General features: G+C 63.9%; 14 protein-coding genes and 2 pseudogenes. 12 read left to right on the top strand and 4 right to left on the bottom strand.

Translation table 11 applies throughout. The features are described from left to right. Positions 1-15 precede the first annotated feature (15 nt). A pseudogene (locus tag LXT13_RS26635) lies at positions 16-397 on the top strand (site-specific integrase); the annotation flags it as partial. Here the strand turns inward: LXT13_RS26635 and LXT13_RS26640 are convergent. Then, entirely contained in the window at positions 357-1304 is a 948-nt protein-coding gene (locus tag LXT13_RS26640) for a LysR substrate-binding domain-containing protein (protein WP_233375369.1), read from the bottom strand. The pseudogene LXT13_RS26635 and the gene LXT13_RS26640 sit on opposite strands and share 41 nt — an antisense overlap. 128 nt (positions 1305-1432) lie before the next feature. Between LXT13_RS26640 and LXT13_RS26645 the strand changes: the two genes are divergently transcribed. The 5 genes and pseudogenes from LXT13_RS26645 to LXT13_RS26665 all read left to right on the top strand — a co-directional run. Beyond that, the gene (locus LXT13_RS26645) at positions 1433-2059 is read left to right on the top strand and encodes an FMN-dependent NADH-azoreductase (RefSeq protein ID WP_233375370.1); all 627 of its coding nucleotides are present in this window, start codon (positions 1433-1435) and stop codon (positions 2057-2059) included. An 11-nt stretch (positions 2060-2070) separates the two neighbouring features. Next, on the top strand, positions 2071-2385 hold the full coding sequence (locus tag LXT13_RS26650) for a YciI family protein (RefSeq protein ID WP_233375371.1): 315 nt from the start codon (positions 2071-2073) through the stop codon (positions 2383-2385). 21 nt (positions 2386-2406) lie between these two features. Next, on the top strand, positions 2407-3159 hold the full coding sequence (locus LXT13_RS26655) for an alpha/beta fold hydrolase (RefSeq protein ID WP_233375372.1): 753 nt from the start codon (positions 2407-2409) through the stop codon (positions 3157-3159). A 45-nt stretch (positions 3160-3204) separates the two neighbouring features. Further along, positions 3205-4176, top strand: a complete 972-nt coding sequence (locus LXT13_RS26660) for an MBL fold metallo-hydrolase (protein WP_233375373.1) — start codon at positions 3205-3207, stop codon at positions 4174-4176. Positions 4177-4524: 348 nt separating this feature from the next. Then, a pseudogene (locus LXT13_RS26665) lies at positions 4525-5511 on the top strand (IS5 family transposase); the annotation flags it as partial. Positions 5512-5866: 355 nt separating this feature from the next. Here the strand turns inward: LXT13_RS26665 and LXT13_RS26670 are convergent. Beyond that, positions 5867-7834, bottom strand: coding sequence for an NACHT domain-containing protein (locus LXT13_RS26670; RefSeq protein ID WP_233375375.1), 1968 nt, complete (start codon positions 7832-7834; stop codon positions 5867-5869). Between LXT13_RS26670 and LXT13_RS26675 the strand changes: the two genes are divergently transcribed. From LXT13_RS26675 to LXT13_RS26685, 3 genes are all read left to right on the top strand, one after another. Beyond that, positions 7833-8747 carry a S1/P1 nuclease gene (locus LXT13_RS26675; protein ID WP_233375376.1) on the top strand — a complete coding sequence of 305 codons (915 nt, stop codon included), beginning with the start codon at positions 7833-7835 and terminating at the stop codon, positions 8745-8747. The two genes, LXT13_RS26670 and LXT13_RS26675, sit on opposite strands and share 2 nt — an antisense overlap. A gap of 493 nt (positions 8748-9240) precedes the next feature. Then, the gene (locus tag LXT13_RS26680) at positions 9241-10059 is read left to right on the top strand and encodes an SOS response-associated peptidase (RefSeq protein WP_233375377.1); all 819 of its coding nucleotides are present in this window, start codon (positions 9241-9243) and stop codon (positions 10057-10059) included. Positions 10060-10072: 13 nt separating this feature from the next. Next, complete coding sequence (locus LXT13_RS26685; RefSeq protein WP_233375378.1) at positions 10073-10348, top strand: hypothetical protein; 276 nt, start codon at positions 10073-10075, stop codon at positions 10346-10348. 176 nt (positions 10349-10524) lie between these two features. Here the strand turns inward: LXT13_RS26685 and LXT13_RS28880 are convergent, their stop codons facing one another. After that, a complete protein-coding gene (locus LXT13_RS28880) occupies positions 10525-11010 on the bottom strand; it encodes an H-NS histone family protein (protein ID WP_349254872.1) in 486 nt (161 codons plus the stop codon). Positions 11011-11717: 707 nt separating this feature from the next. Here LXT13_RS28880 and LXT13_RS26695 point away from each other — a divergent pair. Together LXT13_RS26695 and LXT13_RS26700 are read left to right on the top strand one after the other, a co-directional pair. Next, complete coding sequence (locus LXT13_RS26695) at positions 11718-14603, top strand: glycosyl hydrolase 115 family protein (protein WP_233375379.1); 2886 nt, start codon at positions 11718-11720, stop codon at positions 14601-14603. A gap of 2 nt (positions 14604-14605) precedes the next feature. Next, entirely contained in the window at positions 14606-16192 is a 1587-nt protein-coding gene (locus LXT13_RS26700) for an alpha-N-arabinofuranosidase (protein WP_233375380.1), read from the top strand. Between the two features lie 44 nt (positions 16193-16236). On the opposite strand, the gene LXT13_RS26705 is transcribed toward LXT13_RS26700, so the two are convergent. After that, positions 16237-16752 (bottom strand): hypothetical protein, encoded by a 516-nt coding sequence (locus LXT13_RS26705; RefSeq protein ID WP_233375381.1) that lies wholly within the window; start codon positions 16750-16752, stop codon positions 16237-16239. A 3-nt stretch (positions 16753-16755) separates the two neighbouring features. Between LXT13_RS26705 and LXT13_RS26710 the strand changes: the two genes are divergently transcribed. Next, positions 16756-17172 (top strand): winged helix-turn-helix transcriptional regulator, encoded by a 417-nt coding sequence (locus LXT13_RS26710; RefSeq protein ID WP_233375427.1) that lies wholly within the window; start codon positions 16756-16758, stop codon positions 17170-17172. Positions 17173-17298 lie beyond the last annotated feature (126 nt).

Consider the following 17298-nt stretch of genomic DNA (forward strand, 5'->3'; position numbering starts at 1 on the left):
CGATGGGAGACCATCATGGGATCAGCAAACAACACCCCGTCGCGCGAGCCGTGGACCAAGGGCAAGATCATCGGCCAGAAAGCGCCGTTCAAGGTCAAGGACATCTGGGCACTCCGAGTCCGGGCTCCAGATGGAGAACCGCGTTCGCGAGCTCGCGCTGTTCAATCTGGGCATCGATAGCAAACTTCGAGGTTGCGACCTCGTCTCGCTCAAGGTGCGAGATGTCTGCCACGGCGACGCTGTGGCCAGCCGCGCGGTGGTGATGCAGCACAAGACTCAGCGCCCCGTCCAGTTCGAGATCACGCAGGTGACCCGCGAAGCCGTGCAAAGTTGGATCAAGCAAGCGGGACTGAGATTCAGCGCCCCCATGTGCTCACCACACGGTGGAACTCGCCGCTCGCGTTCGCCATGGCCGGCGGAAGCTTGTCTGCCAGCAGGTCCACGAAGGCCCTGACGGCCGGCACCATGCCGCGCCGGGAAGGATACACAGCGTGCAACCGGTGTGGCGGCGGCCGGTAGCCGGGCAGCATGTCGACCAGTGCGCCGCTGCGCAACTCATCCGCGCAGACGTGATACGGCAACTGCGCAACGCCGACGCCGGCGACAGCCATGCGGCACTTCAGGTAGACGTCATCGACGGCACAACAAGGTTGGTAGGCGATGTCCAACGTGTCACCGTTTGGCCCTGTCAGGGACCATGTCGGCTTCTGACCCCGCACGCCCGCCGGCCCCATACCTCTGATCCCCTGAAGCGACTCCACCGTGCCGAAGGGCCCGTGAGCGTCCACGAAGGCCGGACTGGCCGCCAGCAGCTGGTCACTCGCGCCGAGCTGCCGGATCACGAGATCTGAGTCCTCCAGCGCGGATCGCATGCGAAGGGCCACGTCGTAGCCCTCGCCAATCAGGTCTACGCGCCGGTTGGTGAGGTCCAAGTCCAGCCTGACGCCGGGGTGGGCCAGCAGGAACTCGGGCAGCAGCGGCCCCAGGAACAGATGCGCGACGCCAATAGGGCAACTGACGCGCAGCCTGCCGGAGGGCTTGGCGTGGGCACGCGCTGCGACCTCGTAGGCGGCCTTCGCTGACGCTGAGACGGACTCGCAGTGCGTGAAGAAGGCGGCTCCGACCTCGGTCACGCTGACTGAGCGCGTGGAACGCTGCAGCAGGCGCACTGCGAGGCGGGCCTCCAGCTCTGCCACCCGCCGGCTCAGCCGTGACTTCGGAATGCCCAGTGCCCGGGCTGCTTCCGAAAAGCCGCCATGCGTAACCACCGCGGCGAATAGGGCCAGGTCGTTCAGGTCTTCCACGTTCCATCAGCTCGAAGTTGTCGGTTCATTGTCCTAAAAGTGGAACGATCCGTCCTGCTCCCGGCGGCTAGTGCAATGACGGTCGGTTCTCTATCGTGACGGCCATCAACACCTCGACTTCAACAGCCATGAAATTTCTGCACCTGGATTCCAGCTTTGCCGCCGACGCGTCGGCATCGCGACAACTAAGCCGCATCATCGTGGCGCAGATGGCCGAAGCGCTCCCTGGCGCCGAAGTGCGCTACCGCGACCTGGTCGACGATGCTGTTCCCCACCTCACCAGCGCTATCGCCGCAGGTTTCCGGAGCGTGGTCGGCGCGACGCCGGATGCCGCTGCGTCGGCGGAGCATGCCCGCTCCGAGCAGTTGGTGTCCGAGTTCCTCGACAGCGACGTCATCGTAATCGGCGTGCCGATGTACAACTTCTCGGTTCCGAGCCAGCTCAAGGCTTGGCTGGATCGCCTCGCGCAGCCCGGCCGTACCTTCCGCTACACGGCCGAAGGACCTGTCGGCCTGGCGGGCGGTCGGCGCGTCATCGTGGCCTCAACCCGTGGCGGGATGTATTCCGTGGGGGCGGGTTCGGGAATGGACTTCCAGGAGTCTTACCTGACGGCCTTCTTTGGCTTCCTGGGGATCACTGACGTGCAGTTCGTGCGCGCCGAGCGGCTGAGCAAGGGCGCGGAGGCCAGAGAGCAGTCGTTGGCCGAGGCAACAGCCCTGGTGCCCGACCTCGTCGCCCGAACCCTTGCTGCTTGAATGGAGTCCCCGTGCTGTTTCTCGTCACTCTCAGTTCGCGCGCCGAGCAGAGCGCCATTCAGCGTCAGAGCAACGCACACCGTGCCTGGTTGGCACATCACACGAGCCAAGGTCGTTTCATTGCCGCCGGGCCGTTGGCTTCGGGAGAGGGGGGCGTGATCGTTGCTCACGGAGACCAGCAATCCGAGCTTGAAGCCGTGCTGTCGTCGGACCCTTTTGTCGCCCTGGGTCTTGTGGACGTCACTGTGCAGGCCTGGACGCCCGCGATCCGCCATGACGAATTTCCCGCACGATGGGCTCAGGGCGCCACATCGCTAGCAGGCTGAAACAGACAGGAGCAAAAGACAATGACGCACTTTCGACGCTGGCTGGCCTTGTTCACGCTGGCCCTTTCCACCGCAGCGAGTGCCGCACCACCGCTGCCCAGCGTGGTGCTCGTGCACGGCGCGTTCGCTGATGGCTCCAGCTGGTCGCGTGTAATCCCGCTGCTACAGAAGCGGGGTTATCGCGTGACCGCGGTGCAACTGCCGCTGACCTCGCTGGAGGAGGACGTCACGGCGACGCGGCGCGTCATCGAACGGCAGCCGGGCGACGTCGTGCTGGTGGGCCACTCGTGGGGGGGCGTCGTTGTGACCGAGGCCGGGAACGCCCCACCAGTGAAGGCGCTGGTCTACCTCTCTGCCCTGGTGCCGGACAGCGAGGAATCGGCGCAGGCACTGCTGGGCCGCCTGAATGCTCCCATGCAGGGACTGGCGCCGGACGCCGCGGGGCTCATCTGGCTCGATGACCCTCAGGCCTTCCGCGCACTGATGGGCACCGACCTGTCGTTGCCCGCGGCTCGTGCATTGGCCGCGGTCCAGAAGCCGCTGGCCGCACGCGCGTTCGGGGAGCGCGTGTCTCACGCTGCATGGCGCGACAAACCGAGCTCCTATCTCGTGACTACTGAAGACAAGGCCCTGCCGTCGCACGTGCAGCGCCTGATAGCCGGTCAGCTGAATGCCCACACCCTGGAACTGCACTCGAGCCACCTGTCGATGGCGAGCCACCCTGACCGAGTGGCCGACTTCATCGACAGCGCTGCCCGGAGCCAGCTCCGGTAAGGCCCGAGCGCTTCTGGCGCCACGCCCCCCACCTCGGAAAACCTCATGACAAACCGCCGCCATTTCGTCACCTCTCTCGCAGCTATGGGCGCCGCCAGCCTGCTGCCGCTCCAGGCGAACTGGGCGCAGGACGCTGCTCCGTTTGGCCTGCCCATCCTGCCAACGGAGCGATTCCGCCGCTTCACGATGGGCGACGTCGAAATCATCGCGCTGCACGACGGTGCCACGCGGCTGCCCTTGCACGACAAGTACGTGACGAACGCGCCGTTTGCCGAGGTCAAGGCCTTGGCCACATCGCTCGGGCTCACTACCGACTATGTCGAATTGCCGTTCACGGGCTTTCTGGTCGTCAGCGGCTCCCGGCGCATCCTGCTCGACACCGGCCTCGGTGATATGGGAACGCCGCGACAAACGACCGGCAAGCTCGTGGAGAGCCTGCGGGCAGCGGGGCTAAAGCCTGAAGACATTGACACGGTCGTCATCACACACTTCCATCCTGACCACGTCAGCGGGCTGCGCAACTTGGCCGGTGAGTTCACGTATCCGAACGCCACCGTCTGGGTGGCATCGCGTGAGTACGAGTTCTGGATGAGCGACGAGAAGATGCGCGCGGCACCGGCGCAAAAATTCAACTTCGAGCGCGCGCAGCGCGTCTTCAAGGGCATGCCTGAAAAGATGCTGCGTCGGTACACACCGGGCGGCGAAGTCGTGCCGGGTGTGTTCTCCATCCCAGCCTATGGGCACACCCCGGGTCACACCATCTTCGAGGTGCGCGGCGGCGGTCATACCTTCCACTACATCGGCGACATGGTCAACGTCCCGGCGATCTTCCTGCGCCACCCCGAATGGTCCGTGGCCAGTGACATGGATGCCGATGCAGCGCGGGCGGTGCGACTACAGGTCTTGGCAAAGGTGGCAAGCTCCGACGGCCTGATCGGCGGCTTCCATTTTCCGTTCCCAGCCATCGGCCGGCTCCGCTCTCGTGGAGGCGGTTACGACCTTGAACCGCTGAGTTGAAGCTTCGTGTCGACCTCGTGCACTCGCCCTCTCGACTGAGCTTCAAAGGCTTCTCGCATTCGAAGCTCAAGAGGGGGCGTCAGCTTGCATTGAGCCCAAACCGCGACTGGAGCAGTAGCACAAAATCACGCTCGGACGTCATGCGCGCCGCCGGCAGCATCTAGCGGCCACTCTTGCCGTCAGACCAGTCGTTCGATCTGGCTTGCGACGCCGAGCTGGAATGCTGCGGCGGTATGGGCCCTGGCCTGGCGCAGGGAGGCAACTGCACCCGCGATGGCCGACGCCTGCTCGAGACCGCTGCATAACTTCCCGGATGCGCTGTTTTGAAGCCTGCGGTGCGATCAGGGCATGGACAGCTTCTTCCTCATGGGTGCCAAACCGCTGGTTCAAGACTCGCCGACGATGAAGTTGCACGAGTTGCCGGACTGGGCCGAGATCGCGCACAAGCTCAAGGGTCTGTACAAGCGTGAAGCCACGCACGGCGGCGGCCCTGAGCCGTACGCGCCGTTGTCCATGTTCAAGCTGATGCTGCTGGGCCGGTGGCACGGCCTGTCGGACACGCAGCTGGAGCACGCGCTCAAGGTACGACTGGACTTCATGGTGTTCACCGGCTTCGAGCCCGGTGACGGCAGTTTCACCGACGCCACCACCATCTGCCGCTTCCGCAACCGGCTCGTGACGGCCAAGCTCGACCAGGTGCTGCTGCGCCGGGTCAACGTCCATCTCGAAGGCCAGGGCCTGAAGGTTGCCGGCAGCCGCGGCGCGATCATCGATGCCACCATCATCGAGAGTGCGGCACGGCCGAACCAGCATGTCGAGGTCGATGACGAGGGGCAGGCCGACGTGGTGGACAGTGCCGATGAAGAGGCGCGCTGGGTCAAGAAGGGCAACGAGGCCTTCTTCGGCTATCGCGGCTACAGCGCGGTGGACACCGAGGACGGCTATGTCGAACACGTCGAGATGCACCCGGCCAACCAGTCCGAGGTGAACAAGCTGCCGGGCATCGTCGACGCGCTCATCGAGCAAGGCATCCAGCCTGAAGGCGTGCTGGCCGACAAAGGCTCTGCGAGCGCGGCCAACCGTGAGTACCTCCAGGCCAAGGGCATCGGTGACCTGATCCAGTTCAAGGGCAGCCGGGGTCGTGCGGTGCATCTGTTGCTGACCCAGATGAACCGGGCCATCGCCACGCTGCGCTACAAGGTCGAGCAAGGCTTCGGCACGATGAAGCGGCGCTTCCACCTGAGCCGGGCGAGGTACTTCGGGGCGGCCAAGACGCAGGCGCAGATGGCCTGGGCGGCGCTCGGCGTTAACCTGCTCAAGGCGATGAGGAAGCTGCACAAAGCGGGCGACTACAGCCGTGTGCAGGGAGTAGTCCGTCCTGAGGGGCCAAAGCCCCCCGGCAGAGGGCTCAAAAAGCCTCAAAACGGTCCGAAAGACCGCTCTAGATCGCACATCCCGAAATCCCCGCCACGATGGCTGGTCGGCGCTCGTTTCGACGTCAGTTGTGCAGCGGTCTCTGCTCGGCACGATGCGTCATGTTGAAGACCGACATCTCCACGTCTGCAGTGGCCTTGAGTGCGGCCAGCCGGAATGCCGCCAGCGCCTCAGCTTCTTGACGTAAATCACAGACGTGCGGCCTTCCAGATTGGCTTCTGCCCTAACCGCTCTTTACAGGGTTGCGCAATTCAAACTACTCAGCGGAGGAACGCCTCTCGAAGATGATCTCTTCCAGTATGCGCCTACGGTCGCGGCAAATTCCCGTGAGGCCGCATTCAATGGTTAATCCAAGCCCATAGATGAACGAATGAAACGAATCTCCAAGGGATAGAATAACCCTTTGAACAACCGTCACAGAACGGCTTGCGCTGAGAACGCGTCCCAGAAGTGCCAGTACATTCCTCAGCTCGCGAAAATCTTCGCGTGGCAAAAGCGTACAAATACGCTGTATTCCGTTCAAGGTCTGTTGGAAAGCCGCCAAGTCTAGCTTTTCAGAACTCGGAATCCACTGTGAACTAGCCAGCCTCCGAATGGCGTCGGCAACCAATGCATCGGCGTTAACGCCTGGCGTACGCTGTGCATCTGAAATGGTTTCTACCAATGCCGCCTTCAGGGTGCCCCAGTTTGAATTGGGTCTGATAATTGAGACGCATTCATCAGCCATTGCGGTTGTAAGGCTGGTTGCGTCAGGTGACATCCCACTCAAGAAGATGAAGACTTCTCGCCAGGTTTTGTCTAATAGTCTGGTGTTAACAAATGTCCACGAGCTTCTGAAAACGCGTCCGTTCATAATTGCGACCGACGTCAGATACTCTTGGATGCTCAGATGAGAGAACGAATATGCATCCTTGGCGCGACTCACAATCAGGCCCGTCTTGTATTCCAGGGCATTTAGTATTTCGATTTCCTCTTCGCCCGAGAGTAGTTTGCCTTCTGGTAGCTTTTCGTACCAACCTGATATTATTGACGCGGCTCGTGTCGGATGAAATATGTACGCTCCGGCTGCGAAGTTCTGTGCCGCCAATTCGCACAAAAGTGGTTCGTAGCGGTAGTGGGGTAGTGAAATTTTTGTATTGTCACGCTCAATATTCCTTGTCGTGTCCCACCTCCTCAACAGCGCATCTACGGCATCTTTATAAAGGTCCACTCTGCGGTGGGGTAGCTGCAATGTCTCTTCATATGCGAGACAAATGAAGGCTAGAAGCAGGGGTGTTCTTCCGAGTTCTCTTATGCCACTATTTTGTGGGGCCTTCCAATTTGTCAGGAACCTGTGAAGACGCTCTGGGTCTGATTGAAACCAGCGCTCGCAGAATGCGTCTTTCTGCTCATCGGAAAAGTCTGCGACCTCTAGATATTCGAATCGTTCGAATGCATATTCGGTGGCGGCAATTCGGCATGATACGCAAATTTGGCATTTTGGAAACCTCTTTGCTAGTGTAATAAGCTCGTTTATCAGGTGCTTCCGCTTGCCCTGATCTTCCGCCACCTCATCCAGCCCATCGAACAGTAGAAGTGCACGACCAGACTCAAGCAACTTGACCACGAATGGGCCTGCAGGAGGCATTCCGCAGTTTTGAAATTCTTTGCTAATAATGTCAACGATGGAACTTTGCGCGGTTATGTGATGCTCGCGAAAGGCAACAAAGACAGGTGTTCTGGCAATCTCTCCTTTGCAAGCAAGATATGCAAGATGCTTTAGAAATGTAGTCTTTCCCGCTCCTGGTCTTCCCAGTATGTAGATGTGCTTTCCAGACGAGACTACGTCAACGCCTCGCCGCCGGGGAAAGCTGTCTTCATGTTGTTGAAGATCGCGAGTGTCGAAATTCCTTAATTTCGAGAATCTAAAAGCGGACTCCTTGTCGTATACCATCACATCGGTATATAGCTGCGACAGGTCTATGGGTCTTGGGTGGCCGAGCAGCCGCGTCGTGCTTACTATTTGAAGCAGATTTGTCCGATATGCCGATAGCGCTGAATTCCATTTGACCTTTCCCCAAAGGGCGCGCTGGTTTTCTGCAATTTCTTTGCGTGCAACGTCTTTCGATGCTTCGACAATGGCTTTGTCGAGCGCCGGTATTAGATCGTCGGCAATCTTGTCCCATGCCCATAGCGCGAGAGCTTTAGCTGCAGAGGCGGCGATCATCGGATCCATATTGAGCATGGTGTCGTTGTGGACGCAGTCTACGGTGCAGTTATGTCTCGTGCTAGGGGGCTTCTTCGCTTTGTTGATGCGACTTTCAATCGCGGCTGTCCGCTTAGTTCTATCAAGACACCCGTATCAGTGCTGCAAGGCTTCGTCCACACAGAATCGAATGCAAACTCTCTTCAGCGCCGCGACTCTGCTGCTCTTCACCCTCACGTCCACCGCCCACGCCTGGGGCGCTGAAGGGCACCGCCTGATCGGCGAGCTCGCCGAGATCCAGCTGACACCAACTGCTCATTCCGAAGTCAACCGGCTGCTGGCGGCCGAACCAGACGCGACCATGTCGTCGGTCGCGACCTGGGCCGACGAGGTCCGTTCTCCGCAGACTGCCCATTGGCACTATGTCAATCCGCCGCTGGGCGATTGCTCCTACGCGCGCATCCGCGACTGCGCGGACGGCCAATGCTCGGTTGAGGCCTTGAGCAAGCAGATCGCGGTCCTGAAGTCCAAGGCACCGGACGAGGCGCGCCGCAAGGCACTCAAGTGGGTCATCCACCTGGTTGGCGATTTGCACCAGCCGCTGCATGCCGGTTTCAAGGGCGACAAGGGGGGCAACCTCTACCAGGTCCGGGCCTTCGGCCGTGGCACCCACCTGCACTCGCTGTGGGACGGTGTGATGATCCGCAACCGAGTGGGTGGCATTGACGAACTGCGCCGAGACGCGTCGACGGCCGGTCTCGCCGCGCCGGCCACCCCTCGGCCGGCCGCGTGGGCCGTGGAATCCTGCAAGATCGTCATCAAGACGGGCTTCTACCCCGGCGGTCGCTTCATCGAACAAAGCTACATCGACCGGTGGGATCCAGTGCTGGTGGCCCGTCTCAAGAGTGCTGCGCAGCGCCTGGCTGCCACCCTCAACGACACACTGCGCTGACGCTGCTCACCGGAGATCGCGGATCAGCGCGGATCGAGCCGGCGCGCCCGGCATCGGCGTCAAGTCCCTCAGCTTGCCGGCCACCGGCGCCGTCACATCGTGCCGCGCCTGCCGAGTGCCTTCCACGGCCAGGGGCGGGCTCTTGGGAAGTTCGCGCCGCTGCGCCTGGCGAATGCTGAGGCCAGCAGATCGCCTGCGTTTCGCCGTCCTAGTCCTAGTCCTAGTCTTCCAGCTACATGAACGTGGTCCCCTCGGCCTTCGGCTGCTGCCGGTGGCGGTCGGCGTTCGATGGCCCGCGACGACACGGCTCGACGTGGGACGGCCGCGGCTGCCCCACGGCTATGCCGGTGTTTCGTGAGGGCGGTTGCCGGTTCGTTGAAAAACTGTATGGACATACAGTACTATTCGGCGATCGAACTTCGAGCCACCAAGCCCAGGGGCGTGTCAAACGCCGCGGCGGCCACGGCCCGAGGGGACCGATCCACTCTGAACCATGTGCTCGAACTACGAACCCGTCACCGACAACGCCCGGCTGCTGGCCAGCTTCGGCGTGACGCTGCCCGAGCGCAGCGATGCCGCGCCGTACTGCAGCGCTGGGATCCTGGCGCCCTTCATCGTGCGTTCGGAAGTGAAGTCGCCGGATGCGATTGGCGAGGCAAGACTGGGGCTGTTGGGGCTGCTGCCAAGCTTTGCGACCGACATCGGGTTCGGCAGGCAGACGTACCACTGCAACAGCGAGACGATGAAGTCCAAGCCAGCCTTTCGGCAGAGCTGGTGGGCAGAGCGCCGCTGCGTGATCCCCGTGATGGCGATCTCCGAGTGGTGCTACGAGTCCGGCCGGCCCGAGATGTGGCAGATCCAGCGGGCCGATGGCGAGCCGATGGGGCTGGCGGGCCTGTGGAGTGAATGGACGAGTCCGACGAACGAGAAAGTTCTGTCGTTCACGATGCTGACCATCAACGCCGACGGGCATGAGGTCTTCGGGCGGCTGAACGCGCCGGACCATGACAAGCGCATGTCCGTGATCCTGCCGATCAGCGCGCAGGAGCTGTGGCTCTACGGATCGCTCAAGGATGCCGAGCGGCTGCTGGCGCGTTATCCCGCTGACCAACTGCTCGCGGCGCCGCGGGAGTCGTCAGCGTCAGCACCGGTACGGCGTGAGCCCAAGAGTTGGAGGGCGGTGCCCGACATGTTCGCGCCGGAATGGCATGCCATCGCTGCGGAGCAGCCGCCCAAAAGGGCAGGGCGCGTGCATCGCATGCCGCCCCGACCGCCCGAACTCCCAGGCCCCACGACGGGCGAGCTTTTTTGATCAGGAGCCTCAGATGCAACTCGACCTGAACAACGTGAACAGTATCGTGGCCTGGTGGCGGGTCTGGCCGGAACGGCACGACAGCTACCTGGACTACAAGCTCGGCACGAGTCCGGAGTTCGCTCCCACCATTCGTGCTGCGCGCCAGCTGATCGCGACCACGCCGGAGTTGCAGACGCTAAGGGTCCAGTCGCTCCAGGCAGAGCGCAACCGGCTGGCCCGGGGAGCTGAACTCGACGCTGAGGTGTCGGCGCGCGAGCTCAGGTATCGCGAGCTGGCGATGGCCTGAAGCGGCGCGGCACCGACAGGTGAGATGCCAACAGAGCAGTTGCCGTGGGTCTTGTTGACGACGCGGTATTGGGCTTGACGGTGCGTACTACCGTCAGGCCCTTTTTTGTGAGGCGTCGCATGGGTCGGCGCGATTGGCCGGGCCATGGCGTCTGGGGGGAGTGATCAAGGACGGGATCAGGCTTCGGCCGGCGTCTCAGCAGCTTTGGCGCGGGGCTTACGCGGAGCCGATGTCTTGGCCGCCGCTCTTTTTTTTGCAGCTGCCTTCGGTGCTGCCGCGGGTTTGGCCTTCTTCGGAGCTGCAGCCTTGGGAGCCTTCGCTTTGCTGGACGCGGGCTCAGCCGCCTTGTCGATCAGGAAATCTCCCAGCACCTTGCCAGCGGCCAGAGCCTGGCGAATCCATTCAGGGCGCTTGCCCATGCCGCCCCAGGTGTTGCCGGCGCCGTCGGCGTACTTCGGCGGTTTGGCGACTTTGCTTGCCTTGGTGCCAGTCTTTGCGCTGCGCTGTTTTATTGTGCTCGACGCACCGAACAATTGCTCTGCCGTCAGTCCGTACTTGGCGATGTCCTTGCGGATGCGCGTGATGACTTCAGACTGGATGGACGCCGCTTCCTTTTGAAGACGTTCGATCTGCGACAGGATGCTCGTGAGGGACTTCGCCATCTGAGGGGCTCCGATTGGTCTTGTGTGAGTCGTGCACGGGAACGCGTGCACCGGGCAGGACCATACCGCATTGCTGAAGACGAGGTCGTTGAGTGTTGGGCTTTGTGGCGGCGGCTGGCGCGCGATTGCATGAGTGCCGCAGCGCTGATCAGGGCGGCCAGGTCGGTTCCAAGCAATACAACACCATGTCGCCCGGCAGTCGACGAAGTCCTACTACAGCCCGATCGACGCCGGCTTCACAACGGCCGCGACTGCAGCCAACGACCAGAGTTCCACGGCAGCGCTTGGCAGTGGCCGCCAGGCGTCGACCGCCGCACGCTCAGCAGGGCGGCGACTTGGCCGGGCGCATGCAGCACACCCTTCATGGGACCACCGCGACCCCGACTGGCTAGATCATTTTTTGGCCCCCTTCGATATCGGTTTGGATATGTTGTCGTTGCGGCTCCGAGGGAGTTGCACCTCACGCCAATCCATCACTGAAGGTCCCCTGGGGGAAACCAGAGGAGGGGGAGCGTTTGGGCGCCAACAATGATTCCGCGGCGCGTGGCTGAGCCACTGGAGCGCGCCGGCTTGGCACGCATGGGTGCGGCATCGCTGCTGGTTCCCCGTCTTGCCACGTGGCGGGCTCCCGGCGGATTGACCGTTGCCAGCCGCTTCCTTCCCCTTCTTACGCAGGAACCGACTTGATCTCGCGCAGACAGATGTTGATGGCCCCCTTGATGGCTGGGCTGACCGGCAGCGTGCTGGCGTCGGCCGTTCGCTTCGAGCGCGGCGGCGGTGCCTTCGCCATCGCGACGTCCCAGTCCACAACGCCGGTCTGGGTAGATCCTTCCGACCACAAGGGTGTGGCACGCGTTGCGCATGACTTCGCTGCCGACGTGGCCCGCGTGACCGGCGCCGCGCCGCCCACTGTCAGCACGCGCGGCACGGGCGTACGCCGCGCCATCATCGTCGGCTCGCTCGACCGGAGTCCTCTGGTGCAGGATCTCGTGCGCCGCGGCAAGCTGGACGTGAGCGGCGTGGCCGGGCAATGGGAGGCCTGCGTCGTGCAGACCGTTGCGCAGCCCTTCCCGGGCGTCGACGAGGCGCTGGTGATCGCCGGCGCCGACAAGCGCGGCACGATCTACGGCGTCTACGACCTGTCGCGCAGCATCGGCGTCTCGCCCTGGTATTGGTGGGCCGATGTGCCGGTACGGCGCCGGGCGGGGATCTGGCTTGATGCCGGCCGACGCGTGCAGCGCTCGCCGGCCGTGAAGTACCGTGGCATCTTCCTGAACAACGAAGCGCCCTGCCTGTCTGGCTGGACCGCCGAGAAGTTCGGCGGCATGAACTCGGCCTTCTACGCCAAGGTGTTCGAGCTGCTGCTGCGCCTGAAGGCCAACTACCTGTGGCCGGCGATGTGGAACAACGCCTTCGCCGACGATGACCCCCGCAACGCCGAGCTGGCCGACGAGTACGGCATCGTCATGGGCACCTCGCACCACGAGCCGATGAACCGGGCGCACAAGGAGTTCACCAGCCGCCGCGAGCACATCGGCAACGGCGAGTGGAACTACGTCAGCAACGGCGACGCGGTCCGCGAGTTCTTCCGCGAGGGTGCGGCGCGCAGCAAGCAGCACGAGCTGCTCGTGACGCTGGGCATGCGCGGCGACGGCGACGTGGCGCTGGAGGGCACTGGCGGTCTGCAGTCCGACATTCGGCTGCTGGAGCAGGTCATCGCGGACCAGCGCCAGCTGCTCGTCGAGCAGACCGGCAAGCGCATCAAAGATATCCCGCAGGTCTGGGTGCTGTTCACCGAGGTGCAGAAGTACTACGACGCGGGCCTCAAGCTGCCGGCCGACGTGACGTTGATGTTCTCGGACGACAACGTCGGTTACCTGCGCCGCCTGCCCACTGCGGCCGAGCGCACCAGCCGCACCGGCGGCTTCGGCATCTACCACCACATGGACATGAACGGCGGCCCGTTCTCGTACAAGTGGACGAACACCAACCCGCTGCCCAAGCTTTGGGAGCAACTCAACCAGGCGCTGCACCATGGCGCCGACCGCATCTGGATCAGCAACGTCGGCGACTTGAAGCCGCTGGAGCTGCCGATCGAATTCTTCCTGGCGATGGCCTGGGACCCGGCCGCGATGGGTCGCGACAAGCTGCAGGCCTGGACCGAGGCCTGGGCCGCGCGCGACTTCGGCGCGGAGCATGCACGCGACATCGCCCGACTCGCGTCGCGCTACGCCAAGGCCAACGCCTGGCGTAAGCCCGAGGTGCTCAAGCCCGACACCTATAGCCTCGAACACCATGACGAGGCGCTACGCCTGTCGCGCTTCTGGGGTGAGCTGCGTCGCGACGCCGAAGGCGTCAACACGCGACTGCAGCCCGACCAGCGCGCGGCCTACTACCAGTTCGTGCTGCACCCGGTGCGTGCCTGCGCCAACCTCAACGAGCTGCTGCTGGCCGCCGCGCGCAACCAGCGCTTCTCGCGACAGGCTCGCGCCAGTGCCAACGACGAGGCGGCCCTCGTGCGCCGGCTGTTCGCCGAGTCGCGTCGCATCCGTGACACGTACAACCTGGAGCTGGTGGGCGGCAAATGGAACCACCTGATGGACCAGACCTACCTCGGGTACTTTGACTGGTACCAGCCCACTGCCGACATCCCTCCCGCCGTCACCGAGCTGGACCTTCCCGACGACGCGCGCTTCGGCGTAGCCGTGGATGGCTCGGTGCAGGGCTGGCCCGGCTACTACCTACCGCCCACGCTCCCCACCTTCGACGGGCTGCTGCGCAACACCAGCTGGCTCGAGGTCTTCCCGCGTGGCAAACGGCCAGCGCCGGTGCAAGTGACCGCTGAGCAGTCGTGGATCCGGCTGCGAGCGGTGCCGGCGTTCTCCGCCGGTAAGGACGACGTGCGCCACGAGGTGAGCATCGACTGGGCCAACGTGCCCGAGGGCAATGCCAGCGGCAGCATCGTCGTGACTGACGGCCGAGAGCGCGTCACCGTCGGCGTTCGCGTGGCCGGCGCGACGGTGTCGCAGCGCGACGCCGCGCGCGGCGCCTGGGGCAGCCTCGGCGCGCCGTTCAGCATCCCGGCCGACGGCTTCACGCGCAACGTCGAGGCCCGCGGCGTGCGCTGGCTGCCGCTGCCGGACTACGGCCGTGTGGAGGTGGCCATGACGCCGGAGCCTGTCACCGCCGCCTCCTTCGCCGACCCGCGCCAGGCACCCCGCCTGCACTATCCCCTCTTCGTGGGCGGCGCGGGTGAGTTCAACGTCGATGTGATCACCGCGCCCACGCTGCGCATCGACCCGGCCCATGAACTGTCGCTCGCGCTGTGGGTGGACGACGGCGCGCCCATCGTCCGCAGCGTGTTCAACCCGCAGGAGCGCGAGTCGCAGGAGTTCCTTGGCCGCCAGCATGACCTCAACGCCCGCGCCGACATGCGCGTCATGCGATTCAAGCTGCGCATCGACACGCCCGGTCGCCATGTGTTGACCGTCGCGATGGTCGACCCCGGCCTCGTGCTGCAGCAGCTCATCGTCTACCGCGACCGCCTGCCGGCGTCCTACTTCGGCCCACTGCCGCAACGCCTCGAAGCCTGACTATGCCGCCCCTGCTCCAGTCCCTCATCGCCACGTTGGCACTCGCCGCTGTGCCGCTGCTGCAAGCCGCCCCGCTCAACGCCACGCTCGTCGTCGAGGCCGACAAGCCCGGCCCGCGCATCGACCCCAACATCTACGGTCAGTTCGTTGAGCACCTCGGCCGCGGCGTGCATGAAGGCATCTGGGTTGGCGAGGGCTCGCCCATTCCCAACGTGCGCGGCATCCGCAGCGACGTGGTGGCCGCGCTCAAGCGCATCAAGGTTCCTGTCATCCGCTGGCCGGGCGGTTGCTTCGCCGAGCTCTACCACTGGCGGGACGGCATCGGCCCGCGCGACCAGCGCCCGCGGGGCGTGAACGCGGCGTGGGGCGACGAGCCGGAAACGAACGGCTTCGGCTCGCACGAGTTCATGGATCTGCTAGAGCAGATTGGCGCCAAGGCATTCCTGTCGGTCAACCTGGCCAGCGGCTCGACCGCCGAGGCCCAGACCTGGCTGCACTATCTGACGGACCCGGCCACCTCGGGTGCTGGAGCCGAGCGGGCCCGCAATGGGCATGCCGCGCCATACGCCGTGCCTTACATCGGCATCGGCAACGAGAACTGGGGCTGCGGCGGGAACATGACGGCCGACTACTACGCCGACCAGTACCGCCAGTACCTCAGCGTGTTGCGACCGTTCGGCACCCTGATCGCCACCGACGCGAACGCCGACGACTACGCCTGGACCGAGACATTGCTGAAGCGCGCGCTCTACCGCCACAGTCGATCCACGCCTCTGGCATGGATTAACAAGCAGCCGCAGCTGGCCATGATGTCGCTGCACTTCTACACCTTCGCCGGCGACGACTGGGACACCAAGAGCCCGGCCGTGGGCTTCAATGAGACGGAATGGGCGCGATCGCTGCTGCGTACGCAGAAGATGGACGAGCTGATCACCCGGCACACGGCCATCATGGACCGCTACGACCCAGCGCGGCAGGTGGGTCTCGCAGTGTCGGAGTGGGGTACGTGGTGGTCCGCCGACCCCAAGCGCCCGTCCAACCTCTACCAGGCGAATACGCTGCGCGACGCCGTCATCGCTGGCCTCACCCTGAACATTTTCCAGGACCATGCCGACCGTGTGCGCATGGCCAACCTGGCCCAGATGGCGAACGTGTTGCAGGCGCTCATCTTGACAAGAGGCGCGCAGATGATCGTGACGCCGACTTACCACGTCTTTGACCTCTACCAGGGCCACCAGGGAGCCAAGCGCGTGCCGGTCAGCGTCAGCGCGCCGGGCTACCGGGTGGACGACGTGGATTTGCCGAGCCTCAGCGTCTCGGCGTCGCTAGGCGAGGGCGGTCGGCTGACGCTTTCGATCGTGAACTTGCGCGCCAACGACGACATCCGCATCGGCATCGACCTGCGAGGCGTGGCGGCGCGCACAGCGCAAGGCCGCACCGTGACGGCAGCGGCGATGGACGCGCATCCCGACTTCGATACTCCCGACGCACTTCACCCGCGCCCTTTGGCAGGGCTTGCCCTCCAGCCGCAGCGACTTGAAGTTACCGTTCCCGCCAAGTCTGTGAACGTCATCGAAATCAACCCCTGACCGGCGGAGCCGTCATCCCGGATGAAGTTGCCCCGGCCTGCACATCACGTGGGCGACGACGGCTTGGGATCGATTTGCAGACCGGGTTCATGCAGTCGAAGTGGCGGCATGCAAAAGGTAGCCGCGTCGATGCGCCGCTTCGCGAATGGCCGACGCCATCTCAACTTCGCTGCGGCCGCCGCTGATGGCCTTTCCCGAACCGAAATCGAAGTGAGGAACCGAACGGATGCCCGCAGCGGCAGATCTGGCGACTTCCTCTGCGACCTGGTGGTGCATCGCGGGATCCAGCGCGATGGCGGGGGGGCCTGGCGATCGAATCCATGGTTGACGGCGACGTCCGCAAGCACATCGACGTCTGCGATGTTGCGCGCATCGAGGAAGTAGGCGTCGGTGATGGCGATCGCGAGTTGATGTTGGGTTCCGCGCGCTGCCGCGGCCAGAAGGAGCGCGTGAGCCGGCTGCGTCGGATACGTCCACAGTTGTCGACTGAGATCGAGACCGAAGCCTGAGGCGCGCGCCTCGGCCTCGGGCCGCGCAAACGACGCCTTCGGATCGGTCACGCCATATCGGGCACGAAGCAGGTCGGGTATGTAGAGCCGCGTGGCGGGTGCGTCGGGAAGCAGCTCGATCGCATCGCCGACAAGTGGAGCCTCTACATCATTGCGACGTTGCGCACCGGAACCCGACGGTTCAATGAGTTGAGGCGCGAGGTCGAAGGCATCTCCCAGCGCATGCTGACGCTGACATTGCGTGGGCTTGAGCGCGACGGCTTGGTCACTCGAACGATGTTTCCGACGATTCCGCCTCGCGTGGACTACGAGCTCACCGAACTGGGACAGACGCTGCTGGAGCCAGTGATGGCGCTGGTGGCCTGGGCGGAGAAGAACAAGCCGGTCATCGCGGAAGCGCAAAAGCGCTTCGATGAGGCGCCCGAACCGTTGCAAGCCTCTGGTCGAGGCACGGTGCATCGGCAGCTTTGACGATCGCGGGCTGTTGCCCACGCCGCCTGCACGACAGGGCGCTCGGGGACCTTGCCGTCGAAGAGCGACGGGAGATGGGCGCGACGGGTTCCGAGGGAGGTGGGAAAGTCGCGCCGGCTTCAGCGG

It is taken from the genome of Pelomonas cellulosilytica (assembly GCF_021353265.1).
GTDB classification, from domain to species: domain Bacteria; phylum Pseudomonadota; class Gammaproteobacteria; order Burkholderiales; family Burkholderiaceae_C; genus Pelomonas; species Pelomonas cellulosilytica.

Bases quoted from the DNA above. Each gene is read 5' to 3' on its own strand.
- LXT13_RS26645 (WP_233375370.1), top strand. From the start codon at position 1,433: ATGAAATTTCTGCACCTGGATTCCAGCTTTGCCGCCGACGCGTCGGCA.
- LXT13_RS26655 (WP_233375372.1), top strand. From the start codon at position 2,407: ATGACGCACTTTCGACGCTGGCTGGCCTTGTTCACGCTGGCCCTTTCC.
- LXT13_RS26660 (WP_233375373.1), top strand. From the start codon at position 3,205: ATGACAAACCGCCGCCATTTCGTCACCTCTCTCGCAGCTATGGGCGCC.
- LXT13_RS26675 (WP_233375376.1), top strand. From the start codon at position 7,833: ATGGTGTCGTTGTGGACGCAGTCTACGGTGCAGTTATGTCTCGTGCTA.
- LXT13_RS26670 (WP_233375375.1), bottom strand. From the start codon at position 7,834: ATGCTCAATATGGATCCGATGATCGCCGCCTCTGCAGCTAAAGCTCTC.
- LXT13_RS26680 (WP_233375377.1), top strand. From the start codon at position 9,241: ATGTGCTCGAACTACGAACCCGTCACCGACAACGCCCGGCTGCTGGCC.
- LXT13_RS26685 (WP_233375378.1), top strand. From the start codon at position 10,073: ATGCAACTCGACCTGAACAACGTGAACAGTATCGTGGCCTGGTGGCGG.
- LXT13_RS28880 (WP_349254872.1), bottom strand. From the start codon at position 11,010: ATGGCGAAGTCCCTCACGAGCATCCTGTCGCAGATCGAACGTCTTCAA.
- LXT13_RS26695 (WP_233375379.1), top strand. From the start codon at position 11,718: ATGGCCCCCTTGATGGCTGGGCTGACCGGCAGCGTGCTGGCGTCGGCC.
- LXT13_RS26700 (WP_233375380.1), top strand. From the start codon at position 14,606: ATGCCGCCCCTGCTCCAGTCCCTCATCGCCACGTTGGCACTCGCCGCT.